Annotated in this window: 25 protein-coding genes; 16 read left to right on the forward strand and 9 right to left on the reverse strand. The window is 61.1% G+C overall.

Going from position 1 to position 26,575, the window contains the following annotated elements; all coding sequences use genetic code 11:
- Window positions 1–55 precede the first annotated feature (55 nt).
- On the reverse strand, window positions 56–1,339 hold the full coding sequence (fadL, locus tag AC6I7J_RS06150) for a long-chain fatty acid transporter FadL (protein WP_021509151.1): 1,284 nt from the start codon (window positions 1,337–1,339) through the stop codon (window positions 56–58).
- A gap of 358 nt (window positions 1,340–1,697) precedes the next feature.
- Here fadL and AC6I7J_RS06155 point away from each other — a divergent pair, with 358 nt between their 5' ends.
- The 4 genes from AC6I7J_RS06155 (at window position 1,698) to sixA (ending at window position 6,280) form a co-directional block, all read left to right on the forward strand.
- Window positions 1,698–1,994, forward strand: a complete 297-nt coding sequence (locus AC6I7J_RS06155; protein WP_498006998.1) for a YfcZ/YiiS family protein — start codon at window positions 1,698–1,700, stop codon at window positions 1,992–1,994.
- Between the two features lie 168 nt (window positions 1,995–2,162).
- The gene (gene fadI, locus AC6I7J_RS06160; protein ID WP_021509153.1) at window positions 2,163–3,473 is read left to right on the forward strand and encodes an acetyl-CoA C-acyltransferase FadI; all 1,311 of its coding nucleotides are present in this window, start codon (window positions 2,163–2,165) and stop codon (window positions 3,471–3,473) included.
- Window positions 3,473–5,602 carry a fatty acid oxidation complex subunit alpha FadJ gene (gene fadJ, locus AC6I7J_RS06165; RefSeq protein WP_498006999.1) on the forward strand — a complete coding sequence of 710 codons (2,130 nt, stop codon included), beginning with the start codon at window positions 3,473–3,475 and terminating at the stop codon, window positions 5,600–5,602. The genes fadI and fadJ overlap by 1 nt, the downstream gene beginning before the upstream one ends.
- A gap of 195 nt (window positions 5,603–5,797) precedes the next feature.
- Entirely contained in the window at window positions 5,798–6,280 is a 483-nt protein-coding gene (gene sixA / locus AC6I7J_RS06170) for a phosphohistidine phosphatase SixA (protein ID WP_021509155.1), read from the forward strand.
- A gap of 253 nt (window positions 6,281–6,533) precedes the next feature.
- Here sixA and smrB read toward each other — a convergent pair whose 3' ends face one another.
- Window positions 6,534–7,082, reverse strand: a complete 549-nt coding sequence (smrB, locus tag AC6I7J_RS06175) for an endonuclease SmrB (protein WP_021509156.1) — start codon at window positions 7,080–7,082, stop codon at window positions 6,534–6,536.
- 153 nt (window positions 7,083–7,235) lie between these two features.
- On the opposite strand from smrB, the gene prmB reads away from it, so the two are divergent.
- From prmB to AC6I7J_RS06205, 6 genes are all read left to right on the forward strand, one after another.
- Window positions 7,236–8,168: a 50S ribosomal protein L3 N(5)-glutamine methyltransferase gene (gene prmB / locus AC6I7J_RS06180; RefSeq protein WP_104093054.1), complete on the forward strand. Its 933-nt coding sequence runs from the start codon at window positions 7,236–7,238 to the stop codon at window positions 8,166–8,168.
- A gap of 46 nt (window positions 8,169–8,214) precedes the next feature.
- Window positions 8,215–9,300: a chorismate synthase gene (gene aroC, locus AC6I7J_RS06185; protein WP_058758410.1), complete on the forward strand. Its 1,086-nt coding sequence runs from the start codon at window positions 8,215–8,217 to the stop codon at window positions 9,298–9,300.
- Window positions 9,301–9,305: 5 nt separating this feature from the next.
- Window positions 9,306–10,133, forward strand: a complete 828-nt coding sequence (gene mepA, locus AC6I7J_RS06190; protein WP_216864052.1) for a penicillin-insensitive murein endopeptidase — start codon at window positions 9,306–9,308, stop codon at window positions 10,131–10,133.
- Between the two features lie 9 nt (window positions 10,134–10,142).
- Complete coding sequence (locus AC6I7J_RS06195; RefSeq protein WP_498007000.1) at window positions 10,143–10,940, forward strand: sulfite exporter TauE/SafE family protein; 798 nt, start codon at window positions 10,143–10,145, stop codon at window positions 10,938–10,940.
- A gap of 66 nt (window positions 10,941–11,006) precedes the next feature.
- Window positions 11,007–11,552: an elongation factor P hydroxylase gene (locus AC6I7J_RS06200; protein ID WP_021509161.1), complete on the forward strand. Its 546-nt coding sequence runs from the start codon at window positions 11,007–11,009 to the stop codon at window positions 11,550–11,552.
- Between the two features lie 33 nt (window positions 11,553–11,585).
- Entirely contained in the window at window positions 11,586–11,867 is a 282-nt protein-coding gene (locus tag AC6I7J_RS06205; RefSeq protein WP_010617478.1) for a YfcL family protein, read from the forward strand.
- A 29-nt stretch (window positions 11,868–11,896) separates the two neighbouring features.
- On the opposite strand, the gene mnmC is transcribed toward AC6I7J_RS06205, so the two are convergent.
- On the reverse strand, window positions 11,897–13,909 hold the full coding sequence (gene mnmC / locus AC6I7J_RS06210; protein WP_215480531.1) for a bifunctional tRNA (5-methylaminomethyl-2-thiouridine)(34)-methyltransferase MnmC2/FAD-dependent 5-carboxymethylaminomethyl-2-thiouridine(34) oxidoreductase MnmC1: 2,013 nt from the start codon (window positions 13,907–13,909) through the stop codon (window positions 11,897–11,899).
- Between the two features lie 155 nt (window positions 13,910–14,064).
- On the opposite strand from mnmC, the gene fabB reads away from it, so the two are divergent.
- Window positions 14,065–15,285 (forward strand): beta-ketoacyl-ACP synthase I, encoded by a 1,221-nt coding sequence (gene fabB / locus AC6I7J_RS06215; RefSeq protein WP_021509164.1) that lies wholly within the window; start codon window positions 14,065–14,067, stop codon window positions 15,283–15,285.
- A gap of 62 nt (window positions 15,286–15,347) precedes the next feature.
- Here the strand turns inward: fabB and pdxR are convergent, their stop codons facing one another.
- Window positions 15,348–16,766: a MocR-like pyridoxine biosynthesis transcription factor PdxR gene (pdxR, locus tag AC6I7J_RS06220; RefSeq protein ID WP_498007001.1), complete on the reverse strand. Its 1,419-nt coding sequence runs from the start codon at window positions 16,764–16,766 to the stop codon at window positions 15,348–15,350.
- A gap of 86 nt (window positions 16,767–16,852) precedes the next feature.
- On the opposite strand from pdxR, the gene AC6I7J_RS06225 reads away from it, so the two are divergent.
- Window positions 16,853–17,296: a rhodanese-like domain-containing protein gene (locus AC6I7J_RS06225; protein ID WP_215480529.1), complete on the forward strand. Its 444-nt coding sequence runs from the start codon at window positions 16,853–16,855 to the stop codon at window positions 17,294–17,296.
- Window positions 17,297–17,310: 14 nt separating this feature from the next.
- Here the strand turns inward: AC6I7J_RS06225 and flk are convergent, their stop codons facing one another.
- From flk to AC6I7J_RS06245, 4 genes are all read right to left on the reverse strand, one after another.
- Window positions 17,311–18,342 (reverse strand): flagella biosynthesis regulator Flk, encoded by a 1,032-nt coding sequence (flk, locus tag AC6I7J_RS06230; RefSeq protein ID WP_021509167.1) that lies wholly within the window; start codon window positions 18,340–18,342, stop codon window positions 17,311–17,313.
- Between the two features lie 118 nt (window positions 18,343–18,460).
- Entirely contained in the window at window positions 18,461–19,969 is a 1,509-nt protein-coding gene (locus tag AC6I7J_RS06235; RefSeq protein WP_058775828.1) for a tripartite tricarboxylate transporter permease, read from the reverse strand.
- A gap of 12 nt (window positions 19,970–19,981) precedes the next feature.
- The gene (locus tag AC6I7J_RS06240) at window positions 19,982–20,413 is read right to left on the reverse strand and encodes a tripartite tricarboxylate transporter TctB family protein (RefSeq protein WP_021509169.1); all 432 of its coding nucleotides are present in this window, start codon (window positions 20,411–20,413) and stop codon (window positions 19,982–19,984) included.
- An 11-nt stretch (window positions 20,414–20,424) separates the two neighbouring features.
- Window positions 20,425–21,402 (reverse strand): Bug family tripartite tricarboxylate transporter substrate binding protein, encoded by a 978-nt coding sequence (locus AC6I7J_RS06245; protein ID WP_058769888.1) that lies wholly within the window; start codon window positions 21,400–21,402, stop codon window positions 20,425–20,427.
- A gap of 120 nt (window positions 21,403–21,522) precedes the next feature.
- Between AC6I7J_RS06245 and tctD the strand changes: the two genes are divergently transcribed.
- Together tctD and AC6I7J_RS06255 are read left to right on the forward strand one after the other, a co-directional pair.
- On the forward strand, window positions 21,523–22,194 hold the full coding sequence (gene tctD, locus AC6I7J_RS06250) for a transcriptional regulator TctD (protein ID WP_059009111.1): 672 nt from the start codon (window positions 21,523–21,525) through the stop codon (window positions 22,192–22,194).
- Complete coding sequence (locus tag AC6I7J_RS06255) at window positions 22,185–23,561, forward strand: sensor histidine kinase (RefSeq protein ID WP_127834372.1); 1,377 nt, start codon at window positions 22,185–22,187, stop codon at window positions 23,559–23,561. The genes tctD and AC6I7J_RS06255 overlap by 10 nt, the downstream gene beginning before the upstream one ends.
- On the opposite strand, the gene AC6I7J_RS06260 is transcribed toward AC6I7J_RS06255, so the two are convergent.
- Window positions 23,548–24,453 carry a DMT family transporter gene (locus AC6I7J_RS06260; protein ID WP_059009116.1) on the reverse strand — a complete coding sequence of 302 codons (906 nt, stop codon included), beginning with the start codon at window positions 24,451–24,453 and terminating at the stop codon, window positions 23,548–23,550. The two genes, AC6I7J_RS06255 and AC6I7J_RS06260, sit on opposite strands and share 14 nt — an antisense overlap.
- A gap of 95 nt (window positions 24,454–24,548) precedes the next feature.
- Between AC6I7J_RS06260 and AC6I7J_RS06265 the strand changes: the two genes are divergently transcribed.
- The gene (locus AC6I7J_RS06265; RefSeq protein ID WP_021509174.1) at window positions 24,549–25,328 is read left to right on the forward strand and encodes an AraC family transcriptional regulator; all 780 of its coding nucleotides are present in this window, start codon (window positions 24,549–24,551) and stop codon (window positions 25,326–25,328) included.
- Window positions 25,329–25,385: 57 nt separating this feature from the next.
- On the forward strand, window positions 25,386–26,522 hold the full coding sequence (pdxB, locus tag AC6I7J_RS06270) for a 4-phosphoerythronate dehydrogenase PdxB (RefSeq protein WP_498007002.1): 1,137 nt from the start codon (window positions 25,386–25,388) through the stop codon (window positions 26,520–26,522).
- Window positions 26,523–26,575: the final 53 nt, after the last annotated feature.

A 26,575-nucleotide genomic window follows, 5' to 3' on the forward strand; every position in this document is an offset into this window, starting at 1 on the left:
ACAGGTCGCCGTTTTGTTTGCAGCTGGCGACCCGCATGGGCCGCTGCACTGATTATCAAAACTTGTAGTTAAAGTTAGCGCCGTACAGCCAGGCCTTACCTTCGGAATTAAAGGTATAAGGACCTTCTTTCACCGTCACGTGCTGACCGTGCATATAGGAAACACCGACATCAACCGACGCGTCCGGCGTGAAGGCGTAAGACGCACCGGCGCTCAGCCACAGGCGATCCTGATCCGGAATCGAGATAGAACGTTTATCCGCCGGCACCGGGCTGTCATCAAACGCGATACCGGTACGGAACGTCCAGTTATCGTCGTAGTTGTAGGTGGTACCTAACGCGATGCGATATGCATCACGGTAGCCTTCATCTTTATAGAACAGCGTCTGGCCGTTGCTGCCGGTGGCTTTCAGCTCCTGGAACTGGCTCCAGCTGGTATAGGCGAGGCTGTAGTGCACCGCCCACTGTGGCGCCACTTTATGCCAGCCGGACACTTCCCACATTTCCGGCAGGTTCAGCGTCAGCGAACCCGGAATGGTGGCGCCGCTGGTGCCATACGGCAGACCCAGCGCAATCGCCTGCGGCGTGCCGTTAAAGGCGCGCGGGATATTGCTCTTATAGTCGCCGTCGAAGTCGATCTTCACTTTGGAACGATAGGTGAAGCCGAAGCGGTTGTTTTTATCCACTTCATACAGGATACCGGCGTTCCAGCCGTAGCCCCATTCGTCACCTTTCAGGTGCGCGACCTGGGTATCGGCCGGCAGACCGGCGCGGGCACCGGCTTCACCGGCGTAGCGCTCAATTTTCGCTTTGGCGTACACCGCGTCAAAGCCGACGCCGAAGCTGAAGTTATCATTTAACCGATAAGCGGTGCTGAGGTTGAAGTTGCCGGTCATCAGATCGGTTTTGCCACCAAAGCCGCCCGCGGTGTAGCCGTTATTAAATTCGGTGGCCAGACCGTAGTTCGAGGTGGCCGAGGCGCCAATCCACCACTGATCGTTAATCGGATGCACATAATGGATGTTCGGGATCCACTGGTTTGGCGCAATATTGCTGGCGTTGAGGCTGTTGCCGGTCGGGCTGTTACCGCTGATATCCACTTCCGGGTCGATATAGACGGCACCGATGGAGAAAGAAGGGCGGTCCATCAGGGCCATGGTGGCTGGGTTACGGCTGGCAGAGGCGGCGGTATCACCCATGGCGCCTTCACCGGAATAGGCGCGGCCCAGGCCGATTGCTGAGAATTCGTTAAGTTGAAAGCCTGCGGCGTAGACGTGAGAAGAGACGAGCGCCACTGCAGCTGCCACAGCTGACTTTGCAAACAGGTTCTTATGGTTCATGACCACAACCTCATCTAAATTATTATTAAACGTAGTTACGTCGCGTAACAAAGGACGGCGGATTGTAGGGACTGACGATACAGACACATATCAGACCAGTGCGACGAGTATAGGTCCGACCTGTGTATTTGTTGCAATATTGTTTTTAAAATATTTCTGCTTTGATCGATAAAATCAGATCTGCTTAACAAAATCCTTGCGGTTCTGCTCCAGCATAGCGAGTCAAATTTGTTTTGGATCAAATTTTAGTGTGATATTCGTCACTTAGCGGTCGGAAGATAGCCGCGACGTGGCATCCGGCGTACACTTTGCAGCAGAAAATGATCCGATAGTGTTGATTTATCGTCAGGAGAAAAACATGACTGATGCCATTAGAAACTGTAGTGCGAACGAAACGGCAGCCTGCTGCTGCGTTGACGTGGGCACCGTGATGGACAATACCGATTGCAGCGCCAGCTGGTCAGGCGTGTTCGCTGACCATCAGGCGGCAGAAGCAATGCTGGTCGAGCTGAGCGCCAAAGCGCGCCAGGTGGAGTCCGATCCGTGCGAGATTCACTCGCGCTTTACCGACGAAGCAGACGGCGTGCGCCTGGACGTCGATTTCACCTTTGCCTGCCAGGCCGAAACGCTAATTTTCCAGCTCGGCTTACGCTAATCCCGCCGCTGCCGACCCGCTTTTTCGGCAGCGTTGCCTCTTTTTCGTGTTACTCCTCGCACTTTTTTTCTTCTGTTATTGGCGACTTAGCAACACCTGGTTAACACTGATGATCAGGTCAGACCTGTTGGGCAATGATGCTCAGGTCGTAAATTACAGGTGAGTGCAATGAGCAAAGCGCAGCCGCTGCTGACGCGTCAGGGCGAACGTATCGCCATTACCCACGGATTACGCACCCCGTTTGCCCGCCAGGCAAGCGACTTTCATGGCATTCCGGCGCTGGAGCTGGGGCGCATGGTGGTCAGCGAATTAATGGCGCGCAGCGAATTGCCGGTGGAGGTGATCGATCAGCTGGTGTTCGGCCAGGTGGTGCAGATGCCGGAAGCCCCCAACATCGCGCGTGAAATCGTGCTGAGCAGCGGACTGAGCGTGCACACCGATGCCTACAGCGTGAGCCGCGCCTGCGCCACCAGCTTTCAGGCAGTGGCCAACGTGGCGGAAAGCCTGATGGCCGGGACCATTGATGCAGGTATTGCCGGTGGCGCTGACTCCTCCTCGGTGCTGCCGATTGGCGTCAGCAAAACGCTGGCGCGCGCGCTGGTTGACCTCAATAAAGCCCGCACCCTGAGCAAAAAATTACACATCTTACGCCGCCTGCGCCCACGCGATCTGTTGCCGGTGCCGCCGGCCGTGGCGGAATACTCCACCGGTTTACGCATGGGCGACACCGCCGAGCAGATGGCCAAAACGCACGGTATTACGCGTGAGCAGCAGGACGCGCTGGCGCTGCGCTCGCACCAGCGTGCGGCACAGGCCTGGCAATCCGGCGTGCTGGCGCAGGAAGTGATGCCGGCATTTGTGCCGCCGTGGAAAGCACCGATTGAGCAGGACAACAACATTCGCTTTAACGCCAGCGCGGCGGATTATGCAAAGCTGCGTCCGGCGTTTGACCGTCGCCACGGCTCGGTTACCGCGGCCAACAGCACGCCGCTGACCGATGGCGCGGCGGCGCTGATTCTGATGCGCGAAGGACGCGCGCGTGAGCTGGGCATTACACCGCTCGGTTACCTGCGCAGCTATGCGTTTGCCGCGATTGATGTCTGGCAGGACATGTTGCTCGGACCGGCTTACGCATCACCGCTGGCGCTGGATCGCGCCGGCATTACCCTCGGCGATCTGACGCTGATCGACATGCATGAAGCCTTTGCCGCGCAGACGCTGGCCAACCTCAGGCTGTTTAACGATGAACGCTTTGCGCGCGAGGTGCTGAAGCGCGATCGCGCGCTGGGCGAAGTCGACGAGACGCGTTTCAACGTGCTGGGCGGTTCCATCGCCTACGGTCATCCGTTCGCCGCCACCGGCGCGCGCATGATCACGCAAACGCTGCATGAGCTGCGGCGGCGCGGCGGCGGCTTAGGGCTGGTGACCGCCTGTGCCGCTGGCGGATTAGGCAGCGCGATGGTTCTGGAGGCCGAATAATGAGCGAATCTGCATTCCATTTACAGATGCGTCCGGATCACGTTGCGGTGATCACCATTGATGTTCCGGGCGAAAAGATGAACACCCTGAAAGCGGAGTTTGTGCCGCAAATCCGCGCGGTGCTGGCGGAGGCGCGCAGCGATGCGCAGCTGGCGGGCATCGTGCTGATTTCGGGCAAACGCGACAACTTTGTCGCTGGTGCGGACATCAGCATGATCGCCAGTTGTGAAACGGCGCAGCAGGCTGAAGCGCTGGCGCGGCAGGGACAGGAAGTGATGGCGGAGATCGCCGCGCTGCCGTTCCCGGTGGTCGCCGCCATTCATGGAGCCTGTCTTGGCGGCGGGCTGGAGCTGGCGCTGGCCTGCGATGCGCGCATCTGCTCGCTGGATGAGAAAACCCGTCTCGGCCTGCCGGAGGTGCAGCTCGGCCTGTTGCCCGGTTCCGGCGGTACCCAGCGGTTGCCGCGTCTGATTGGTGTGCAGCAGGCGCTGCCGCTGATCCTCAGTGGCAAACAGCTGCGCGCTAAGCAGGCGCTAAAGCTTGGCCTGGTGGATGATGCGGTGCCGCAGGCGATTCTGCTGGCAACCGCCGTGGCACGTGTCCATAAAGGAAAGCACGCCACACGCAGCCTGTCGCGCCGCGATCGCCTGCTGCAGGGGCCGCTGGCGCGTCCGCTGCTGTTTACGCTGGCCAAACGCCAGACTGATGGTAAAACCCACGGTAACTATCCGGCCACCGACCGCATTTTGCAGGTGGTGCGCATCGGGCTGGAGCAGGGCAGCGCCGCCGGTCACGCCGCGGAAGCGCGTGCGTTTGGCGAGCTGGCGATGACCGCGCAGTCGGACGCACTGCGCAGCCTGTTTTTTGCGTCCACCGCCCTGAAGAAAGAGCCGATGGCGGATGCGCCGCCGCGCCCGCTGCAGCAGATCGGCGTGCTGGGCGGCGGGTTGATGGGCGGCGGGATTGCCAGCGTCACCGCGCTGAAAGCCGGTCTGCCGGTGCGAATCCGCGATATCAACCTGAACGGCGTTAACCACGCGCTGCAGTACAGCTGGGATTTGCTGAGCAAAAAGGTGAAACGGCGCCAGCTCAAGCCGGCGGAACGCCAGCAGCAGATGGCGCGCATCAGCGGCGGCACCGATTATCAGGGCTTCCGCCAGCGCGATCTGGTGATCGAAGCGGTGTTTGAGGATCTGGCGCTGAAGCAGCAAATGGTGGCCGAGATTGAAGAACACTGTCAGCCGCACACTATCTTTGCGTCTAACACCTCTTCGCTGCCGATTGCGCAGATCGCCGCCGGCGCGCAGCGCCCGGAGAATGTTATCGGCCTGCACTTCTTCAGCCCGGTAGACAAGATGCCGCTGGTTGAGGTAATTCCGCACAGCGGCACGTCGGCGCAGACGCTGGCCACCACGGTGGAACTGGCGCGCCGTCAGGGCAAAACCGCCGTGGTGGTGGCTGACCGTCCCGGCTTTTATGTTAACCGGATTCTCGCGCCCTATATAAATGAAGCCATGCGTTGTCTGCTGGAGGGCGAGCCCATTGAACACATTGATAGCGCACTGGTGAAATTTGGTTTTCCGGTCGGCCCGCTACAATTGCTGGATGAAGTTGGTATTGATGTCGGCAGCAAAATCAGCCCGATTCTCGAACAGGCTTACGGTTCACGCTTCAGCGCGCCGCAGGCGGTGAGCGCTATCCTGGCCGACGATCGCAAAGGGCGCAAAAACCGGAAAGGCTTTTATGATTATCAGCGCACGCGCTGGCCGCGCAAACGTCAGGCCGATGCCAGTCTGTACCGCCTGCTGCAGTTAAAACCCCAGGCGAAACAGAGCGAGCAGCAGATCGCCACGCGCTGCGTGATGCTGATGCTTAACGAGGCGGTACGTTGTCTCGACGAAGCGGTGATCCGCAGCGCCCGCGACGGCGACATCGCGGCAGTGTTTGGCATCGGGTTTCCGCCGTTTCTCGGCGGGCCGTTCCGCTATATTGACCAGCGTGGTGCGGGCGAGATCGTCAATACATTACGTACATTAATGCAGCAATACGGCGAGCGTTTTACGCCCTGTGACGCGTTAGTGGCAATGTCAGAAGGGAAAACGAATTTTTACACTTCTGCACATTCATGAATAGCCGCACGGATTCAGCGGGTTAGAATCGGGGCCGCACAGTGCCTGGCGCGGCACCATTCTGAGATATGCTTATTTAATAAACAACCGGTTGACTATACTCAAGCCATTGGGGTAAAACACAGCGTTCATTCGCAGAATGAAGCGTCTGGTGCTGTGGTACCCGGCGATATCGACAAACAACAGCGGTGCTTTATGCAAGTTTTTATCATGCGTCACGGCGACGCAGCTCTGGAAGCAGCGAGTGATGCGGTTCGTCCTCTCACCCTGTGTGGCTGCGACGAATCACGTCAGATGGCGAGCTGGCTGAATGGTCAGACGCCGGGAATCGATAAGGTGCTGGTCAGCCCTTATCTGCGCGCCGGGCAAACGCTCGCCACGGTACGTGAAGCGCTGAAACTGCCGGAAGGGCAGGAAGTGCTGCCAGAACTGACGCCAGGCGGCGATCCGGGCATGGTCGCCTGTCATTTACAGGCGCTGGCGGTGCAGGGTGCGCACGCGGTGCTGGTGATTTCGCATCTGCCGCTGGTCGGTTATCTGGTTTCCGAACTCTGCCCGCAGGAAGCGCCACCGATGTTCGCCACCTCCGCCATTGCCTGCGTGGAGTTCGATGCCGACGCCTGTGAAGGCAAGCTGGCGTGGCAGGTGAGTCCGGCCAAATTAGCCAAAGCCATGTAATTCCCCGTCATACTTCAGGCTGCAGCTGCGTTGGCTGCGTCAATTCACCCCAGTCACTTACTGATGTAAGCTCCTGGGGATTCCCCGTCATATTTCAGGCCGCAGCGGCGTTGGCTGCGTCAATTCACCCCAGTCACTTACTAATGTAAGCTCCTGGGGATTCATTTCCTTGCCGCCTTGCTGCGACCTGAATTATTTCGGGGAATGATGTGCGTAATATTCCTGAACCGCCGCTAAATAAATACCTGGCCTGTCAGGGTAACTCCGGCGGCTGCCACTCTTCGACTTCAATCAATACCAGCAGCGCGGCGTCGCCGCCAAACAGTTTGGGTGCCTGGTGAAACGCCATCACGTGCGGATGCTGTGCCAGCCACAGCGGGGTTTGCTGCTTGAGAATGTGCTTGCCGTGACCGGTCATCACGCTGGCACAGAAAATATGCTCGCGGCGGCAGGCGGCAATCAGCGCGCCGAGTTCCTGTTTCGCCTGAAGCTGGGTTAACCCGTGCAGATCGAGAAAAATCTCTGGCGTGTAATCGCCACGCCGTAATTTTTTCAGCTCGTAATGGCTGACGTCGGCGCGCACGTAGCGCGTCGGCCCGTCGCTGGAGAGCAGGGGCTGAAACTCATCGGAGAAATAATGGCTGTTATCGGCCTGCTCAGACAGCAGCCGCTTCAGCGGCACTTCACGGCTTTTCACTGCCGGTTTGTGCACGATCGTATCCTGTTTCAGCTGGCGCGTACCGCTCATTAGCTGGCGGAACAGCGCCTGGTCGTCCTGGCTTAGCGGCGTCTTTTTACTCATGTCTCAGTGAATCATCAGAAATGGCGGGTGTCTGGCCGTTACCTTACCGCTAAGCGTCAACAAATGTCAGCTTTTTCACCTCGCTGCGCTGAATTCTGCCCGGCTTCATGGCACACTATCGGCCGATTGATTTTATGGCCTGCGGAGGGCTACGTGGACAAGATTTTCGTCGATGAGGCAGTGAACGAACTGCACACCATTCAGGATATGCTGCGCTGGGCAGTAAGCCGCTTTTCGGCGGCGGGCATCTGGTACGGCCACGGCACGGACAATCCCTGGGACGAAGCGGTCCAACTGGTGCTGCCGACGCTGTGGCTGCCGCTGGATATTCCGGAAGACATGCGCCACGCGCGTCTGACCGCCAGCGAACGTCACCGCATCGTGGAACGCGTCATCCGTCGCGTTAACGAGCGCATTCCGGTGGCCTATCTCACCAACAAAGCCTGGTTCTGCGGCCATGAATTCTACGTCGATGAGCGCGTGCTGGTGCCGCGTTCACCGATTGGCGAGCTGATCGAAAACCGCTTTGCCGGCCTGATCAACGAAGCGCCACGCCACATTCTCGATATGTGCACCGGCAGCGGCTGTATCGCCATCGCCTGTGCGTACGCCTTCCCGGAGGCGGAAGTGGATGCCGTCGATATCTCCACCGACGCGCTGGCCGTGGCCGAACAGAATATTGAAGAGCACGGTCTGCTGCATCACGTCACGCCGATTCGCGCCGACCTGTTCCGCAATCTGCCGCAGGTTAAATATGATCTGATCGTCACCAATCCACCGTACGTCGATGCCGAAGACATGGACGACCTGCCGAACGAATATCGCCACGAGCCGGAGCTCGGTCTGGCCGCGGGCAGCGACGGCCTGAAGCTGGTGCGCCGCATCCTGGCCTGCGCGCCGGACTACCTCAGCGAGCAGGGCGTGCTGATTTGCGAAGTCGGTAACAGCATGGTGCACATGATGGAGCAGTATCCGGACGTGCCTTTTACCTGGCTGGAGTTTGATAACGGCGGTGACGGCGTGTTCATGCTGACGCGCGATCAAATCGTCGCAGCGCAGTCGCACTTCTCATTCTATAAAGACTAAAAATCGGGGCGAGCGCTCGCCCGCAACATCGCAACAAGGAACCCCCATGGCCGGAAACAGCATCGGACAACTTTTTCGCGTTACCACCTTTGGCGAGTCGCACGGTATTGCGCTTGGCTGCATTGTTGATGGTGTGCCGCCCGGCATCCCGCTGACCGAAGCCGATATTCAGCACGATCTTGACCGCCGTCGTCCCGGCACTTCGCGCTATACCACCCAGCGTCGCGAACCGGATCAGGTGAAGATATTGTCCGGCGTGTTTGAAGGTGTCACCACCGGCACTTCCATCGGTCTGCTGATTGAAAACACCGACCAGCGTTCGCAGGATTACAGCGCGATTAAAGATCTGTTCCGTCCCGGCCATGCGGATTACACCTACGAGCAAAAATATGGCCTGCGCGACTATCGCGGCGGCGGCCGATCCTCGGCCCGCGAAACCGCCATGCGCGTGGCGGCCGGTGCCATTGCTAAAAAGTATCTGCAGATGAAGCACGGCATCGTGGTGCGCGGTTATCTGGCGCAGATTGGCGACATCGCCTGCGAACTGAAAGACTGGAGTATCGTGGAAGATAACCCGTTTTTCTGCCCCGATGCCGACCAACTCGATGCGCTGGACGAACTGATGCGCGCGCTGAAAAAAGAGGGCGACTCCATCGGTGCCAAAGTCACGGTGATGGCCGAAAACGTGCCGCCGGGCCTCGGTGAGCCGGTGTTCGATCGCCTTGACGCCGACCTGGCGCACGCGCTGATGAGCATTAACGCGGTGAAAGGCGTGGAGATCGGTGATGGTTTCGCGGTAATCAACCAGCGCGGCAGTCAGCACCGTGATGAAATCCGCAGCAACGGTTTTCAAAGCAACCATGCCGGCGGCATTCTCGGCGGGATCAGCAGCGGTCAGACCATCAGCGCCAACCTGGCGATGAAGCCCACTTCCAGCATCACCGTGCCGGGCAACACCATCACCCGCGACGGCGCGGAAGTGGAGATGATCACCAAAGGCCGTCACGATCCCTGTGTTGGCATCCGCGCGGTACCGATCGCGGAAGCGATGATGGCGATTGTGCTGATGGATCACCTGCTGCGCCAGCGTGGGCAGAACGCTGACGTCAACAGCAGCGTCCCGCGCTGGTAAGCCGCATGATACGCCGCCTGCTTCTCTCCCTTGCCGCGCTGCTGTGCAGTGCGGCCAGCCTGGCTGCCACGCCGTGGCAGCAAATCCATCAACCGATTGCCGGCAGCCCGCAGTCCATCGGCAGTTTTGCCAACGGCTGTATCGTCGGGGCGCAGCAGCTGCCGCTCAACTCGCCCAACTATCAGGTGATGCGTCAGGATCAGCGCCGCTATTACGGCCACCCGGACCTGATCGCCTTTATCCAGCGCCTCAGCACCCAGGTGCATCAGCTGCAGCTGGGCCAGGTGCTGATTGGTGATATGGGCATGGCCGCCGGCGGACGTTTCAGCAGCGGCCACGCCAGCCATCAGACCGGCCTCGACGTGGATATCTGGCTGCAGCTGCCGCAGAGCCGCTGGACGGCACAGCAGCTGCTGAAGCCGCAGCCGCTCGATCTGGTTGGGCCGGACGACCGCCAGGTGATCGCGCGTCACTGGCAGCCGCAGATCGACAGCCTGATCAAGCTGGCGGCGAAAGATGACGACGTCACGCGCATCTTCGTCAATCCGGCGATTAAAAAGCAGCTTTGTGCCGATGCCGGTAGCGATCGTGCGTGGCTCAACAAAGTGCGGCCGTGGTTCGCCCACCGGGCACACATGCACGTGCGCCTGCGCTGTCCGCCGGGCAGCCTGGAGTGTGAAGATCAGGCGCCACCGCCGCCGGGCGATGGCTGCGGCGCAGAGCTGGAAAGCTGGTTCCTGCCGAAGAAGCCAGGCACTACGCCGCCGGTGAAGAAGTCGCCGCCACCGTTGCCGCCTTCCTGCCAGGCGTTACTTGATAAGCATCTATTGTAGGAACCTGAGATGGATCTGTTTGTTGTCAGCCCGGTGGTACTTGGCGTGCTGTTTCTGGTCGCGGTGCTGGCGGCCTTTATTGATTCCATCGCCGGCGGTGGCGGTCTGCTGACCGTGCCGTCGCTGCTGGCGGCCGGTCTTTCGCCGGCGCAGGCGCTGGCGACCAACAAGCTGCAATCGGTCGGCGGCTCCTTCTCGGCCAGCCTCTATTTTGTGCGGCGCGGCGCGGTGAAACTGCGCGAGCAGCGGCTGAATATCGCCATGACCTTTCTCGGCGCGATAGGCGGAACGCTGCTGATTCAGCATATTCAGGCTGAGATACTGCGCCAGATACTGCCGCTGCTGCTGATCAGCATCGGGCTGTGGTTCCTGCTGATGCCACGTCTTGGCGAGGCCGATCGCGAGCAGCGCCTGCATGGCCTGGCGTTTGCGCTGGTGGGCGGCGGCTGCGTCGGCTTTTACGATGGCTTCTTCGGCCCGGGTGCCGGCTCATTTTATGCGCTGGCCTTCGTCACGCTTTGCGGCTTCAATCTGGCGAAAGCCACCGCCCACGCCAAAATCCTAAATTTCACCTCTAACTTCGCCAGTCTGCTGTTCTTTATGTTCGGCGGCAAGGTGGTGTGGGGCACCGGCGTGATTATGCTGCTGGGGGCGTTTATTGGCGCACGCCTCGGCGCCAGGCTGGTGCTGAGGCGCGGTCAGAAGCTGATTCGCCCGATGGTGGTGACGGTGTCTGCCGTCATGAGCGCTAAGCTGTTGTGGGACAGCCACGGCAGTGTCATTCTCGCCTGGTTTGCCGCACTGTAATCCGCACTCGTCAAAACCGGCCGCCAGTGCGACAATGGCGGCGGTTTGTTTAAAGATTAAAATATTATGAGTAAAGAGCACCATTATCAGCAGCTGGTGGAGATTTTTGACGGCTGCTTTGCTGACGATTTTCAGACGCGTCTAATTAAAGGCGATGATGAACCTATTTATCTTCCAGCGGATGACACCTCACCGTGGCACCGCGTGGTGTTTGCCCATGGCTTTTACGCCAGCGCGCTGCACGAAATTTCGCACTGGTGCATTGCCGGTGAAGCGCGGCGTAAGCTGGTGGATTTTGGTTACTGGTACTGCCCGGACGGGCGCGATGCGCAAACGCAGGGCCAGTTTGAAGCGGTGGAGATTAAGCCGCAGGCGCTGGAGTGGCTGTTCTGTGTGGCAGCCGGCTTTCCCTTCAACGTCAGCTGTGACAATCTCGACGGCGATTGTGAACCGGATCGCATCGCGTTTCAGCGCAAGGTGCATGCGCAGGTGATGCATTATCTGCAGCACGGCATTCCGGCGCGTCCGGCGCGCTTTATTGATGCGTTAGCCAGCTATTATGGTACGCCTGCACTGACGGCGGCACAGTTTCCGTGGCCGGAAGATCTGTGAGCCGCACTCCGATAAATGAAGGATGATGAGAAGATGATCGTAGAATTCGAGTCCCGCATTCTGGCGCTTATTGACGATATGGTCGAACACGCCAGCGACGACGAACTGTTTGCCAGCGGTTATCTGCGTGGCCATCTGACGCTGGCAGTAGCGGAAATTGAGCAGAGCGGCGAACACACGCCGGAAGCGCTGCAAATTCAGGTCACCAACAGCCTGCAAAACGCCATCGCCGCCGGTGAGCTGTCGCCGCGCGACCAGGCGCTGGTAGTGGGCATGTGGGATAACCTGTTTACCCAGGCGCGCCTCACTGCCTGACTGGCCGGGGCGATCGCTCGCCCCGCGCTTTAGCGTCCTGCCTTTTTCCCTTTCAGCAATTTGCGCACCCAGTAACGGTTGGGATGCAGCGCCGCCAGCGTGCTGCTGTCCAGCGGCTGCGGCTCGCCGCTCATTTGCGCCGCCAGCACTTCTGCTGCCAGCGGCGCGCTGCACAATCCGCGCGAGCCCAGTGCGCCGAGCACGAACAGGCCGGGATGCACCGGCGCTTCCGCAATCTGCTCGCCGCGCGCGCGCTGCGCCGGTAAATCCGCATACTCACTGAGCGTCGCCGCGTAATCCGGCACGCTGCCGCTCATCGGCAGGTGATCGCGCGTGGCGCAGCGCACGCCGCTGCGCGCTTCATCAGCGCTGACGTCAACCTGCGTCGGCCAGCTAACCTGCGGCAGACAGTTAATCAGCCGCTGGCGATTCTCCTGCTGATCGTCGGCGCGGAAAGCGGTTGCCGTTTCACCGCGATGGTAGCTGGCACCGATGCAGTGCGTGGCAAAGTTCGGGCTGACCGGGGTGAGATAGCCGTCGTAACACAGCACGGTGCGCAGCGGGTTCAGCGCCGCGTTGGTTGGAACATGGCTGACCTGACCGGCCACCGCATACACCGGCAAATCGCGGCTTTGCCCGATCGCCTGCAGCGCATGGCCGTTGGCCAGCACCACCTGCTGATGGCTTACCGCAGGCTGTTGGGCGAACTGCAGCGTCCAGCCTGCCTGCTGGCGGACCAGTTGCGTCACGCGATGCAGCCAGTGCATGCGCAGTCCCTGAGTCTGGGCATACTCCAGCAGATTGCTGGTGAGCTGTGACGGCGACAGCCAGCCGCCCTGCGGATAGAAAATACCGCCGCAGTCGAGATCGACGCCGGCCAGCTGTTGCGCCTGCTGCGGGCTGACGCCGTGCGCCAGCTCGTGCGGCAGATCCATGCTCAGCATCTGCGCGATCTTCTCCGCGCTTTTGGCATCCCAGCCGAGCTGCAGCACGCCGCTCCACTGATGTTCGAACATCACCGGCAGCGCATCGTACAGGCGACGGGCAAAGCTGAATGCCGCCGGGAAAAAAGTGGCGAGCGCCGGATCGTGCTGGTTAAGCAGCGGATAGAGCGCGCCCTGACGATTACCCGATGCGCCGAGCGCCGGGGCGGCATCGGCGCAGTACAGCGTAACCTGCCAGCCACGCCGCAGCAGCGCCAGCGCCAGCACCGCGCTGGCCACGCCGCCGCCAATCAGCGCCACCTCGCGGCTGGCTGCCTGCGGACGCGCATACCACGGCTGAGCCGCTAGCTGCCCGGGGGCGCTGTCCAGCAAGCCGGTCAGCATTTCACGCTTGTGGCCGAAGCCTTTGCGCTTCGCCACGCTGAACCCGGCCTGCTGTAAGCCCCGCCGCACAAAGCCCGCCGAAGTAAAGGTGGCGAAGGTGCCGCCGGGCCGCGCCAGCCGCGCCATGGCGGCGAACAGCGAAGGCGTCCACATCTCCGGGTTTTTCGCCGGCGCGAAGCCATCTAAAAACCACGCGTCAACCTGGCCGTTGAGGCTGTCATCAAAAGTATCAATCAGCGCGTTAATATCACCCAGCCACAGATCCAGCGTCACCTCGCCGCCATTGAACAGCAGGCGCTGACAGCCGGGCAGGGCCAGCGGCCACTGCTGCTGTAGCTGTCCGGCCCACGGGGCCAGTTCCGGCCAGTGCGAGTGCGCGCTCACCAGATCGGCGTGGGTCAGCGGGTATTTTTCGCAGCTGATGAAGTGCAGGCGGCGCAAGCCGGCTTGCGGATGGGCGGCGCGGAAGCGATCGAACGCCTGCCACAGGGTAAGAAAGTTGAGTCCGGTGCCAAAACCGCTCTCGGCAACGATGAACAGATCGCGCGGATGTGCGGCAAATCGCTGCGGAAGATGGTTACCGTCGAGGAACACATAGCGCGTCTCCTCCAGTCCGTTGTCGTTGGAGAAATAGACGTCGTCGAACGCTCGGGAAACAGGTGTACCCTGATCGTTCCAGTTTAATTGCGCGTGTTCAACCGGGGATAACTTCACGGGAAAGGCTCATTTTTCAGGCAGTGGCGCGATTTTAGCGAGTGGCGTCACATGACGCAAATTTACAAAAGGAAATGGCTGATCGGACTTGTTCGGCGTACAACTGTAAGCTAGAGTGCACGTCAATCCAAAAGAAGTGGAATGAGGACTATTGAATGAAACGTGCAGTGATTACTGGCCTGGGTATCGTTTCCAGTATTGGTAATAACCAGCAGGAAGTGCTGGCTTCCCTGCGTGAAGGCCGTTCCGGAATCACTTTCTCCGAAGAGATGAAAGATGCCGGCATGCGCAGCCATGTATGGGGTAACGTCAAACTGGACACTAACGGGCTCATCGATCGCAAAATCGTGCGTTTCATGAGTGATGCCTCAATCTATGCCTATCTGTCGATGGCAGAAGCAATCAAAGATTCCGGCCTGACGGATGAGCAGTACCAGAACAACCCGCGCGTCGGTCTGATTGCCGGTTCCGGTGGCGGTTCCCCGCGTTATCAGGTGTTCGGTGCCGACGCGATGCGTGGCCCGCGCGGCCTGAAAGGCGTTGGCCCATACGTAGTGACCAAAGCGATGGCGTCCGGCGTCTCTGCCTGCCTGGCCACGCCGTTCAAAATCCACGGCGTCAACTACTCCATCAGCTCGGCGTGCGCCACCTCGGCACACTGCATCGGTAACGCGGTAGAGCAGATTCAGCTGGGCAAACAGGATGTGGTATTTGCTGGCGGCGGCGAAGAGCTGAGCTGGGAAATGGCCTGTGAGTTCGACGCCATGGGCGCGCTCTCGACGAAATACAACGAAACCCCGGAAAAAGCGTCGCGTACTTACGATGCCAGCCGTGACGGTTTCGTGATCGCCGGTGGCGGCGGTATGGTGGTGGTGGAAGAGCTGGAGCATGCGCTGGCGCGTGGTGCCCACATCTACGCCGAGATCGTCGGCTACGGCGCAACCTCTGACGGCGCTGACATGGTGGCACCGTCAGGCGAAGGCGCGGTGCGTTGCATGAAGATGGCGATGCAGGGTCTGGATACGCCAATCGACTACCTCAACACCCACGGCACGTCAACGCCAGTCGGCGACGTGAAAGAGCTGGGCGCAATTCGCGAAGTGTTTGGTGACAACACGCCATACATCTCCGCGACCAAAGCCATGACCGGTCACTCGCTGGGTGCGGCAGGCGTGCAGGAAGCGATTTACACCCTGCTGATGCTGGAGCACAGCTTCATCGCGCCAAGCATTAACGTGGAACAGCTGGATGACGCAGCGAAGGGCATGAACATTGTGACGCAGCCAACCGAAAAAGCGCTGACCACGGTGATGTCCAACAGCTTCGGCTTCGGTGGCACCAACGCCACGCTGACCCTGCGTAAATACCAGGCGTAACGCTTACGCTAATGCTCAAAGGCCGGTTAATCCGGCCTTTGTTGTTTTTGTCGCTGACGGATTCAGGTTGCCAGCAGCCTTACCAGCTTCGCGCAGGCGCGGTCAATTTCGCCGGGTGTCAACGCCGCAAAGCCGAGTATCCAGCCCTGCTGTGGCGATGCGCCGGCGTAAAGGGGTGACAGCGGCGGCAGCAGCAGACCGTCGGCCTGCGCCTGTTGCGTGAGCCGCGCCTCATCTCCCTGTAATAACTCAACCGTCAATTGCAACCCGCCTGTTGCCGGCAGCGGCCGCAGCCACGGCTGCAGATGCTGTTCCAGCTGCGCCAGCAGCCGATCGCGCCGGCTATGATAGAGCTGACGCATCAGCCGCAGGTGGCTGGCGAAATAGCCTTGCTGGATAAATTCGGCGGTGATCGCCTGCGGCAGCAGGGCGCTATGGCCGTCCAGTACGCTGCGTGCGCGACCCAGCGCCGTCACCAGCGCCGCGGGCACCATCATCCACGCCAGTCGCAGCGATGGAAACAGGGTTTTGGAAAAGGTCCCCAGGCTGATAACCCGGCTATCGGCTTCCATGCCCTGCAGCGCCGGCGCCGGGCGACCGTCATAGTGAAATTCACTGTCGTAGTCATCCTCGATCAGCCAGCTATCGTGCTGACGAGCCCACGCCAGCCACTGCAGCCGCCGCGCGAGGCTCATCGGTGTGCCGGTCGGATACTGGTGGCCGGGCGTCAGATACACCAGTTGCGCCCGGCCGCTGAGTGGCAGCGCGCCCTGATCGTCCAGCGGCATGGCACGGCAGCGGGCACCGGCGGCGAGAAAGGCGTTCCGTGCGCCACGGTAGCCCGGCTCCTCCAGCCACACTTCATCCTCTGCATCCAGAAACATCAGCGCCAGCAGCTGCAGCGCCTGCTGTGAACTGGTGAGCATGATGACCTGCTCAGCCGTACAGCGCACGCCGCGCGACAGCGCCAGATAATCCGCCACCGCCTGGCGCAGCGGCGCATAACCGAGCGGATCGCCATAGCCCATCACCTGACTGCCCAGCGCGCGCTGTACGCTTTGGCTCAGCCGCTGCCACTGGCGGTGCGGAAACGCGCGCAGTTCCGGTGATCCGGCGGCAAAGGCAAGGGGAAAAGGGGGATCCTGGCAGCCACCGGTCGCCAGCACCTGCGTGCCGCGCTGCGAAAAGCGCGGTGCGCGCTGCGCTGTCGCCTTTTCCGCCGGTGGCGGCAGGGCGATAGCGACGAAGGTGCCGCGTCCGCTGTGCCGCTGCACGTAGCCTTCGCTCTCCAGCTGGCTGTAAGCGGCTTCAACCGTCACGCGTGACAGCGCCAGATCGGCAGCCAGCTGGCGGCTCGAAGGCAGCTTCTGCCCGAAGCGCAAATGGCCGCTGACAATGGCCTGGCGCAGCGTGGCGCACAGCCGCTGACGTAAACCGCCCTGCGTCTGATGGCGAAACAGCGGCAAAAAGGCGTGGTGCATAATGGTCTTATCATTCCGGTCAAAGTGGTATCAGGATGCAGACCACTTTGCCGTACACTGCAGGGACATCACAACAGGAGAATGCCATGTCAGCCGTTTTGTTTTATCCGCCCGCCAGCCCGCAGCACAGCGTGGCTTATTTGCAGCACAAACTCAGCTATTACACCGATGCCTGGGATCTGGCGGCGGATTTGGCGCAGGGCGTCACGCAGATTGTGGTGATTGATGCCCGCAGCCGCGACGCGTATCAGGCCGGACATATCTGCGGCGCGCTGTCGTTGCCGCATCGCGAGATGGATGCGGCCAGCACCGCGCAGCTCGATCGTCACCGCGTCTATGTGACTTACTGCGACGGCATCGGCTGCAACGGTTCGACCAAAGCGGCGCTAAAGCTGGCTGAGCTGGGGTTTCAGGTTAAAGAGCTGATTGGCGGGCTGGATTTCTGGAAGCGCGACGGCCACCCGATGGCGTGGGGCGCGGCGGCAGGCGAGTGGCCCGCCGCGGCACCCGCGGCGGAGTGCGGCTGCTGAGAGCGATGGCTTAACTACAGCAGCAGCCAGAGCAAAAAGAAGAACAGCGCCAGGCCGAGCACCAGCGTTAGCGCCGGGCGCTGCGCCAGTGGACGCGGCAGAATTTCGACAAACGGTGCCCAGATTGGCTGCGGACGCAGCTCGCTGTCGGCCAGCGGCGTTTCGCTGTTGCGCTCGGCGCGGCGGCTGAACAGCAGCATCAGCAGATCCTGACTCTGCGCCGGAGTCAGCAACGTCTGCGGCGTGGCCTGGAAGCGCTGCAGGCTGTAATCCTCCAGCATACGTTGCTCGTCGTGGCTCAGCGGCTGTTTGAGCGAGCTTTCCAGCAGCTGCAGCGTCGGTGCGCTGTGCTGGCTCAGCGTCTGGCGCACCTGCAAAAATTGCGTCAGCAGCGGGAAGTGGCGCGACGGAACCGGGTCGCCGCTCTTCAGATTGACCAGTTTCAGCGTGTCGGCCAGCACTTTTACCGGCGATTCTCCGGTCGCGGCGGCAAGGCGCGTGACCTGCTGGTTAAGCGCCTGCTGCTCGGCTGGTAACAGGGTGCGATCGGTGGTGCGCGTCTGCTGCGGCTGCGGGATGGCCATCTGACCGTTCTGCAACATGGTCAGCACCTGACGCAGCTGATCCTGGCTCAGCGCACTCAACACCGTCTGGTTGAACTGCTGACGGATAAAGTCGCTCACCGCCTGGCGATTGTTGCCCTGCGGCAGCTTTTCCAGCAGCTGCTGCAACAGCTGACGCGTGGCGTGGCTGTTCTGCACCTGCGTCAGACGGCTGTTGAGATGCTGCTCCGCCGCCGGAAAATGGCGCGACTGCAGTTCGGCGTCATTTTTCACGCCTACTTCGTGGCGTATGCCAGCCCACAGTTCGGGCGCTTTCAGGGTGCTGAGTGACATGATCCGGACGATCAGGCGTTCCAGCGTGGTGCGCTGGGCCGGGGAGAGCGGCTGGTCGCCCAGTGCCGCGCCGGGGCGGCCGGTGCCGTTAGCCGGGTTAACAGAGGAACGATCGCCCGCGGGCACACCGGGACCGCTGAGAGGTTGCATGGCGGAATCCTTGAAAACGAGTCAGATCCGGGTGCGCCGGAAAAACGATGGCACATGATAGCAAAAGCCCCCGGGAAATCCACGGGGGCGGCAGGGAGAAAAACAATAAGACACGGATTTATTCCGCGGCGGCCAGCTTCATGCGCTTGCGACGCCAGCGCTTCCACAGCGGCGGCACCACCAGCACGGCGACAGCCAGCACCAGCAGCACTTTACAGATCAGGCTTTCCCACAGAATTGGCAGGTTGCCGTTGCTGATTGACAGCGCGCGGCGCAGGTTCTGCTCCAGCATTTCGCCCAGCACAAAGCCGAGAATCAGCGGCGACATCGGGAAATCCATCTTACGCAGGATATAGCCGAAAATACCCAGCCCGACCATCAGCAGCAGGTCAAACGTAGTGCTGTGCACCGCATACACGCCCACCGCCGAAATCGCGGCAATTGCCGGTACCAGGAACCACAGCGGAATGGTCAGCATGCGCGCAAAGATGTTGATCATCGGGATGTTCATGATCAGCAGCATCACGTTACCGATCAGCAGTGCGGCGATCAGCCCCCAGACGATGTCCGGCTGCTCGGTAAACATCGCCGGACCGGGCGTGATGTTATACAGCGTCAGCGCGCCGACCATCACCGCCGTGGTGCCGGAGCCGGGAATGCCCAGCGTTAGCATCGGGATAAACGATCCGCAGGCTGAGGCGTTGTTCGCGGCCTCCGGCGCTGCCACGCCGCGAATGTCACCCTTGCCAAACTGATCGCTGCCGCTGATTTTCTTCTCACTCATATAGGCAATGGCGCTGGCGATGGTGGCACCGGCACCTGGCAGCACGCCGACAAAGAAGCCAATGAACGAGGCGCGCAGCGTCGCGCCGGTGGCCTGTGCCGCCTCTTTCATATTGAACAGCATGCGGCCGCTGGCGCGCACCATCTTCTGGCCGCTGCTGGTGGACTCCAGCATCAGCAGAATTTCGCTCACCGAGAACAGGCCGATGACCACCACCACAAACTGGATGCCGTCTGAGAGATGCACGCTGTCAAAGGTAAAGCGATAGACGCCGGTATTCGCATCGACGCCCACCGTCGCCATGCCGAGGCCGATCAGTGCAGCAAGAAACGACTTCAGCGGGTTGTGGCTCATCATGCTGCCGAGACAGGCAATGGCGAACACCATCAGCGCGAAATACTCTGCCGGACCAAACGCCAGCGACCAGTTGGCGAGGATTGGCGCAAACAGAATGATGCCGATGATGGCAATGGTCGAGCCGATAAACGAGCTGACCGCCGAAATCGACAGCGCCACGCCGGCTTTGCCCTGCTGCGCCATCGGATAGCCATCCAGCGCCGTCATGATCGCCCCGGCATCCCCCGGCACGTTGAGCAGAATCGACGAGATGCGCCCGCCATATTCGCAGCCGATATACACCGTTGCCAGCAGGATCAGCGCAGATTCCGCCGGTAAGTGCAGCGCAAACGCCAGCGGCATCAGAATCGCGACGCCGTTAATCGGCCCCAGCCCGGGCAACAGGCCGACGATGGTGCCGATAAAGCAGCCTATCAGGGCAATCATCAGGTTTTCCGGCGTCATGGCGACGGCAAAGCCCTGCATCAGAAAAGACCAGGTATCCATAAGTGACTCCCGTTAGCTCAGCCAGCTGCCGAAGGGCAGGGTGACATCCAGCAGATGATCGAAGGCGTAGAACAGTGAAATGCCCATTACCGCGCCGGAGAGCGCCGCCGCCCACCAGCGCGCACCAAACAGCATGCCGATGCCAAAGGTCAGCAGCGTGGTACACAGGGCAAAACCAAGACGCTCAAACAGCCAGCCGTAGACGATTAGCATCACGCACAGCGCCAGCAGCTTTTTCAGCGTTGAGGCCACCGGCCACTGCACGCTGTCCGGCTTGCGCAGCAGCATCATCACTGCGCAGATCGCCATCAGCCCGAGCAGCAGCAGCGGGAAAGGGCGCGGGCCAACCGGTTCGTAGCTGTACTCGCTCTGAATCTGCCAGCCGATAAACAGTCCGGCCAGGCACAGCACCAGCCAGACGGCAGCAAAAATACGATCGCTCATGTGCGCCTCCGTTATTTCGCCAGGCCGAAGGATTTCGCCTGTTCGCGATAATCAGCCACCTGTTTTTTCACGTAGGCGTCCAGCTCGCTTCCGAACAGGTTGAACTCAAACAGGCCGCGCAGATCGCGCTGCTGCTGAAACTCTTTGGTGGTGACCAGTTTTTTAAACGTCTGTTCCCACCACTGATAATCGGCATCGCTGACTTTGGGGCCGAGGTAATAGCCGCGAATAATCGGCCACTCAACGTTAAAGCCTTGCTCTTTGGCGGTCGGGATGTCAGCCAGTTCGCCCGGCAGGCGTTTGTCGCTCATTACCGCCAGTACGCGCATCTTGCCGCCCTGCAGGTGCGGCACCATTTCACTCATGTCGCCTGATACCACCTGGATGTGGTTGCCGAGCAGCGCGGTAACCGGCTCGCCGCCGCCTTCAAACGCCACATAGCGCATTTTGCGCGGATCGATACCGGCTTCCCGTGCCAGCAGCGCGGTTTTCATCCAGTCCTGGCTGCCGATGGAGGCACCAGCGCCGACCACCACTTTAGTCGGATCCTGTTTCATCGCCTCCAGCAGTTCGCCCAGCGTTTTCCACGGCGCGTCAGCGCGCACGGCGACCATGCCGTAGTCCGTGCCAATGGCCGCCAGCCACTTCACGTCATCCACTGAGTAACGACCAAACTTGCCCTGTGACAGGTTCAGCAGCGACCCGCCGGAGAAGGCCACCAGCGTGCCTGCTTCGGCGGGGCGCTGCGCAATGATGGCGTTATATGCCACGGCACCGACGCCGCCCGGCATGTAGGTCACGCGCATCGGCGTGGTGATCTGCCCGGTTTCCTGCAGCGAAACCTGGATCAGTTTACAGGTCAGATCAAAACCGCCGCCGGGTTTGGCCGGGGCGATACATTCGGTCCGCTCGGGTGCCGCAGCCTGTGCTGCAGAAAGAGAAAAAGCCAGCAGGGTCGTGGCGAAGGCGGTGCGCATTGTTTTTTTCATCTGTCGCTCCATTGTTTCTTCCAGAGTGTGATTGCCACCGAACATTCGGGGTTGCTGAATTGTTAAAACAGCAACCTTTCATTTACCTTTCAGCCATCGGCAAAACTAACAGGATGTGATATGCGTCTCTTACTGGTGGAAGATACCGTCGAGCTGGCCAACTGGCTGCAGAAAGCGCTGACGCAAAAAGGCTTCGCCGTGGACTGGGTGGCCGACGGCGTGGCGGCGGATCATGTGCTGCAAAGCGAAGACTATGCGCTGGTGGTGCTGGATGTGTCGCTGCCGCGGCTCGATGGCCTGGCGGTGCTGGCGCGCCTGCGCAAGCGCGGGCAACGCGTGCCGGTGCTGCTGCTCACCGCACAGAGCGCGCTGCAACAGCGCGTGCAGGGGCTGAATGCGGGCGCCGATGATTACCTCACCAAGCCGTTTGAGCTGGACGAGCTGGACGCGCGTCTGCGCGCGCTGCTGCGCCGCAGTCAGGGGCAGGCCACGCAGACGCAAAGCCTCGGCCAGCTGGAGCGCGATGCGGAAGGCTATTTCCTGCTGAATCACAAACCGCTGCCGCTGACGCCGCGCGAGGCCAGCGTGCTGTCGACGCTGATGCAGCGCCCGGGAAGGCCGGTGTCACGCCAGCATCTGTACGAGCAGACCTTTACGCTGGCGGATGAGGCCAGCCCGGAGAGCATTGAGCTGTATGTGCATCGGGTACGCAAAAAGCTGGCGGGCAGCGACGTGGCAATCGTCACACTGCGCGGCCTCGGCTACAGCCTCGAGGTTCAGCCGTGCGACTGATCCACTCGCTGCGCGGTGAACTGCTGGCGTGGCTGGGCGCGCCGCTGCTGCTGCTGTGGGGATTGTCGGTCTACACCCATTATCAGAGCGCGCTGCAGGCGGCGAATCAGGCTTACGATCGCTCGCTGCTGGCCTCGGCGCGCACCGTGGCCGAGCGGCTGGTGGTGCGTCATCAGCGGCTGGAGGTGGATGTGCCCTGGGTGGTGCTGGACAGCTTTGAGCGCAACATGAACGATCAGCTGTTCTATCAGGTGATTTCGCCCGAAGGTCGCACGCTGTCTGGCTACCCGGATTTACCGCTGGTGCCGGGCAACGCGCCGCTGTCCGATGTCTATCCGGCGCTGGTGCATTTCTACGATGCGCACTACCGCAAGCAGCCGATTCGCGTGGCCGCGCTGTGGCAGCCGGTGAACGAGGAAGGCGTACAGGGCATGGCGCTGGTGCTGGTGGCGGAAACGCTTAACTCACGTCACGCCTTTGCCGACAGTCTGCTGCGCACCGCGCTGATCAGCCAGAGTTTTCTGGTGCTGATTACGCTGCTGCTGGCCGGGCTGCTGCTGCGGAAAGTGCTGCGCCCGCTGCGCCGGCTGTCGCGCATGATGCTGCGCCGCGCGCCGGGCGAACTGACGCCGCTGCCGTCGCTGCTGCCGTGGTCCGAACTGCAGCCGCTGATCGTCGCCTTCAACCGCCATCTGGAGCGGCTGCGCGGGCTGCTGGCGCGGCAGGAACGCTTTAGCGCCGATGTATCGCACCAGCTGCGCACGCCGCTCACCATCCTGAAAACCCAGGTTGGCGTCGCGCTCAGTAGCGACGACCCGCAGCAGTGGCGCGAAAGCCTGCAGGGCATGCGCCACACGCTGGACGACACCGTTCAGCTCACCGATCGCCTGCTGCAGCTGGCGCAAATCAAGGCGCGTCACGGCGAAGACAAGCCTTTCAGTGAGGTCAATCTCAGCGACATCGTGCAGCAGGCCTGTTTTAGCGGTTATGCGGCGGCGCGGCGTAAACAGATCGACCTGGGGTTTGAAGAGCAGGCGGCGAGCCAGGTGCAGGGCGATGCGCTGTTGCTGGCCGAGCTGTGCGCCAATCTGCTGGACAACGCTATCAAATACACGCCACACGGCGGCACGGTGACCGCGCGGCTGCGGCAAAAGGTGCTGGAGATTGAAGACAGCGGGCCGGGCATCGCGGCGGATCAGCAGCGGCAGGCGCTGCAGCCGTTTGGCCGGCTCGATCACGCCAGCCAGCCCGGGGCGGGCATTGGACTGGCGCTGGTGCAGGATATCTGCGCCTGGCACGGCGCGCAGCTGCAGCTGGACCGCAGCCCGCAGCTGGGCGGCCTGCGGGTGACGGTTAGCTTTCGCTGATCGGCGGAGCCATCACGCGTGCTTTACGCAGCGGGGTTTTCAGCCGCTGCGCCAGGATCACCCCGACCAGCGTCAGACCGCCGCCAATCCAGTGATAAGCATGCAACTGTTCGTGCAGGAACAGCACGGCAATGAGGGCGGTAAACACCGGCACCACGTTCATGAAAATACTGGTGGTGCTGGCGCCGAGGCGCTGCACGCCAAGGATCCACAGGAACGGCGCCACAATCGAAGCAAACAGCCCGGCGAACAGCACCAGCGGAATATTGTCGGCATTCAGCGCCACCTCCGGCGCGTGCCAGAAGCCGGGCAGCAGCAACAGCACGCCGAAGAAGATTTGCACGTACAGGCTTTGCCACGTTGGCAGCGGGATTGCCCAGCGCTTCGTCAGTACGCCGTACAGCGCGTAGGAAGTTGAGGCCGCCAGCATCATCAGCTCGCCGTTGCCGAGGCGCTGGCTCAGCAGCTGTGCCGGGTTGCCGGCGCTCACCAGCCACACCAGCCCGGCAAACGACAGCAGGCCGCCAATCAGGATGCCGCGCGTCGGCGCAAGGCGCAGTACCACCAGGCTGAGCAGGATGGTCAGCAGCGGAATGGTGGCGCCAAGAATCCCCATCATCACCGCCGAAACGCTGTGTGCCGCATAATAGGCGAGGCTCTGGTACAGCACCATGCCGAGCAGGCCCAGCACCAGTAAGCGCCACAGCTGGGTTTTGATGGTGTGACGATGGCGCCATACGCCCGGCAGGCAGAAGGGCGTAAGCACCAGCAGCGCCAGCAACCAGCGGTAAAAAGAGATGGCAGCAGGATCGATGCTGCCGGCAGACAGCTTGCTGACGATGGTGTTGATCGACCAGATCAGCACCGCCACCAGCGGTAACAATAAGTTCATAGTACGGCTCCGAATGTGAATCGCGACTAGCTTACGTTTGACCGGTTTAAAGCAGATAGTTTAAATCGGACAAAATTCGTTAGTGACCGGACAGAATGAATCTTCAGGTTGAGTATCAGCCACCGCGCGACGCGCCGCTGCTGCGTTTTTTCATGCGCTATGAGCAAACCAACGCCAAAACCGAATACCTGCCGCACCAGCACGACTGGGGCCAGGCGATTTTCGTCACCAGCCACGTGCTGGAGATGGAAGTGGAGGGCGAGCGGCTGCTGACGCCAGCCGAGATGCCGATCTGGATCCCGCCGGGCCAGCGCCACAGCAGCTACAACCATTGTCAGGCGCAGTTTCGCACCTTCAACCTTGCCGCTGATTTATGCGCCGGCATGCCGGAGAAAGCCTGCCTGCTGAGCGTGGACGCCATCGTGCACGCCATCATGAATGATTTTGCCCGCCGCGCGCTGGAGCAGCCGCAGAGCGACGCCGACTGGCGGCTGTGCGAAGTGCTGATTGATCGGCTGCGTCTTGCACCGGTGAACACCAGCTATCTGCCGATGTCCGACGATAAATTCCTCGCACCGATTTTGCGCGCGCTGGAAGAGAACCCGGGTGATAACACCACGCTGGCACAATGGGCGAAGCGCGTGTTTACCACCGAGCGTACGCTGGCGCGGCGCTGTCAGCAGCAGCTGCAGATGTCATTCAGCGAGTGGCGCCAGCGTTTACGCTTTTTGCGCGCGATTGCGCTGCTGGAGCAGGGCTGCAGCGTGCAGGGCATCGCCCACGAGCTGGGTTACAGCTCCGCCTCTGCGCTGATCGTGATGTTTCAACAGCAGGCGGGCACCACGCCGGATCGCTATCGCAGTCGGTTAGGTTAATCCCCGGCTTTGTGCCATGATATGCCCCGTTTATTTCAAGCAGACAGGACCGCCGCCGTGAAAATTCTCGTCGATGAAAATATGCCCTACGCCCGTGAACTGTTCAGCCGCACCGGAGAGGTGGTGGCGGTGCCGGGTCGCCCGCTGCCGATAGCCGAACTGCAGGATGCCAGCGCGCTGATGGTGCGCTCCGTCACCAAAGTGGATGCCGCGCTGCTGGCCGGCACGCCGGTGAAGTTTGTCGGCACCGCCACTGCCGGCACCGATCATGTCGATGATGCCTCGCTGGCGGCGGCCGGGATCGGCTTCTCGGCCGCGCCGGGCTGTAACGCGATTGCGGTGGTGGAATATGTGTTCTCCGCGCTGCTGCTGCTGGCCGAACGCGACGGCTTTGATCTGCGCGATCGCACCGTGGGCATCGTCGGCGTCGGTAACGTGGGCGGACGGCTGGCTAAACGCCTCGCCGCGTGGGGAGTAAAAACCCTGCTGTGCGATCCGCCGCGCGCCGATCGCGGCGATCACGAAGATTTCCACCCGCTCGACGCGCTGGTGGCACAGGCCGATATCCTGACCTTTCACACGCCGCTGTTTAAAGATGGGCGCTATAAAAGCTGGCATCTGGCCGATGCCGCGCTGCTGATGGCGCTACGCCCCAACACCATTCTGATCAATGCCTGCCGGGGTCCGGTGGTGGATAACGCCGCGCTGCTGGAGGTGCTCCGGCTGCGTAACGATCTCAGCGTGGTGCTGGACGTGTGGGAACCGGAGCCGGATCTCAACCTCGATCTGCTGGACAAGGTCGATATCGCCACCGCGCATATCGCCGGTTATACCCTTGAAGGGAAAGCGCGCGGCACCACTCAGGTGTTTGAGGCGTGGAGCGAATTTATTGGTCAGCCGCAGCAGGTGGCGCTGGACACGCTGCTGCCGCGCCCCGAGTTTGGCACCCTTACGCTGCACGGCAAGCTCGATCAGCCGACGCTGAAACGCCTGGTACATCTGGTGTATGATGTGCGCCGCGACGATGCGCCGCTGCGCAAAGTGGCCGCGCAGCCGGGCGAATTTGATCGCCTGCGCAAGCAGTATGTCGAGCGCCGTGAGTGGTCTTCGCTGCAGGTGATCTGTGATGAGGCGGAGAGCGCGGCGCTGCTCAATCAGCTTGGCTTCAGCGCCACGCTGCGGGCGAATCACTAATCTCTGATTTTTCTGAATTAATGGGCGATGCATGTCATCGCCTCTCTTTTTTA

It is taken from the genome of Type-C symbiont of Plautia stali (assembly GCF_059730935.1).

What these genes read in the sequence shown, in the direction of transcription:
- mepA (WP_216864052.1), top strand. Translation starts at nt 9,306, where the DNA reads ATGATACGCCGCCTGCTTCTCTCCCTTGCCGCGCTGCTGTGCAGTGCG.
- AC6I7J_RS06195 (WP_498007000.1), top strand. Translation starts at nt 10,143, where the DNA reads ATGGATCTGTTTGTTGTCAGCCCGGTGGTACTTGGCGTGCTGTTTCTG.
- flk (WP_021509167.1), bottom strand. Translation starts at nt 18,342, where the DNA reads ATGCAACCTCTCAGCGGTCCCGGTGTGCCCGCGGGCGATCGTTCCTCT.
- fadJ (WP_498006999.1), top strand. Translation starts at nt 3,473, where the DNA reads ATGAGCGAATCTGCATTCCATTTACAGATGCGTCCGGATCACGTTGCG.
- fadL (WP_021509151.1), bottom strand. Translation starts at nt 1,339, where the DNA reads ATGAACCATAAGAACCTGTTTGCAAAGTCAGCTGTGGCAGCTGCAGTG.
- aroC (WP_058758410.1), top strand. Translation starts at nt 8,215, where the DNA reads ATGGCCGGAAACAGCATCGGACAACTTTTTCGCGTTACCACCTTTGGC.
- fabB (WP_021509164.1), top strand. Translation starts at nt 14,065, where the DNA reads ATGAAACGTGCAGTGATTACTGGCCTGGGTATCGTTTCCAGTATTGGT.
- tctD (WP_059009111.1), top strand. Translation starts at nt 21,523, where the DNA reads ATGCGTCTCTTACTGGTGGAAGATACCGTCGAGCTGGCCAACTGGCTG.
- AC6I7J_RS06225 (WP_215480529.1), top strand. Translation starts at nt 16,853, where the DNA reads ATGTCAGCCGTTTTGTTTTATCCGCCCGCCAGCCCGCAGCACAGCGTG.
- AC6I7J_RS06155 (WP_498006998.1), top strand. Translation starts at nt 1,698, where the DNA reads ATGACTGATGCCATTAGAAACTGTAGTGCGAACGAAACGGCAGCCTGC.
- pdxR (WP_498007001.1), bottom strand. Translation starts at nt 16,766, where the DNA reads ATGCACCACGCCTTTTTGCCGCTGTTTCGCCATCAGACGCAGGGCGGT.
- AC6I7J_RS06205 (WP_010617478.1), top strand. Translation starts at nt 11,586, where the DNA reads ATGATCGTAGAATTCGAGTCCCGCATTCTGGCGCTTATTGACGATATG.
- fadI (WP_021509153.1), top strand. Translation starts at nt 2,163, where the DNA reads ATGAGCAAAGCGCAGCCGCTGCTGACGCGTCAGGGCGAACGTATCGCC.
- sixA (WP_021509155.1), top strand. Translation starts at nt 5,798, where the DNA reads ATGCAAGTTTTTATCATGCGTCACGGCGACGCAGCTCTGGAAGCAGCG.
- AC6I7J_RS06260 (WP_059009116.1), bottom strand. Translation starts at nt 24,453, where the DNA reads ATGAACTTATTGTTACCGCTGGTGGCGGTGCTGATCTGGTCGATCAAC.
- AC6I7J_RS06200 (WP_021509161.1), top strand. Translation starts at nt 11,007, where the DNA reads ATGAGTAAAGAGCACCATTATCAGCAGCTGGTGGAGATTTTTGACGGC.
- AC6I7J_RS06235 (WP_058775828.1), bottom strand. Translation starts at nt 19,969, where the DNA reads ATGGATACCTGGTCTTTTCTGATGCAGGGCTTTGCCGTCGCCATGACG.
- AC6I7J_RS06245 (WP_058769888.1), bottom strand. Translation starts at nt 21,402, where the DNA reads ATGAAAAAAACAATGCGCACCGCCTTCGCCACGACCCTGCTGGCTTTT.
- AC6I7J_RS06240 (WP_021509169.1), bottom strand. Translation starts at nt 20,413, where the DNA reads ATGAGCGATCGTATTTTTGCTGCCGTCTGGCTGGTGCTGTGCCTGGCC.
- smrB (WP_021509156.1), bottom strand. Translation starts at nt 7,082, where the DNA reads ATGAGTAAAAAGACGCCGCTAAGCCAGGACGACCAGGCGCTGTTCCGC.
- AC6I7J_RS06265 (WP_021509174.1), top strand. Translation starts at nt 24,549, where the DNA reads ATGAATCTTCAGGTTGAGTATCAGCCACCGCGCGACGCGCCGCTGCTG.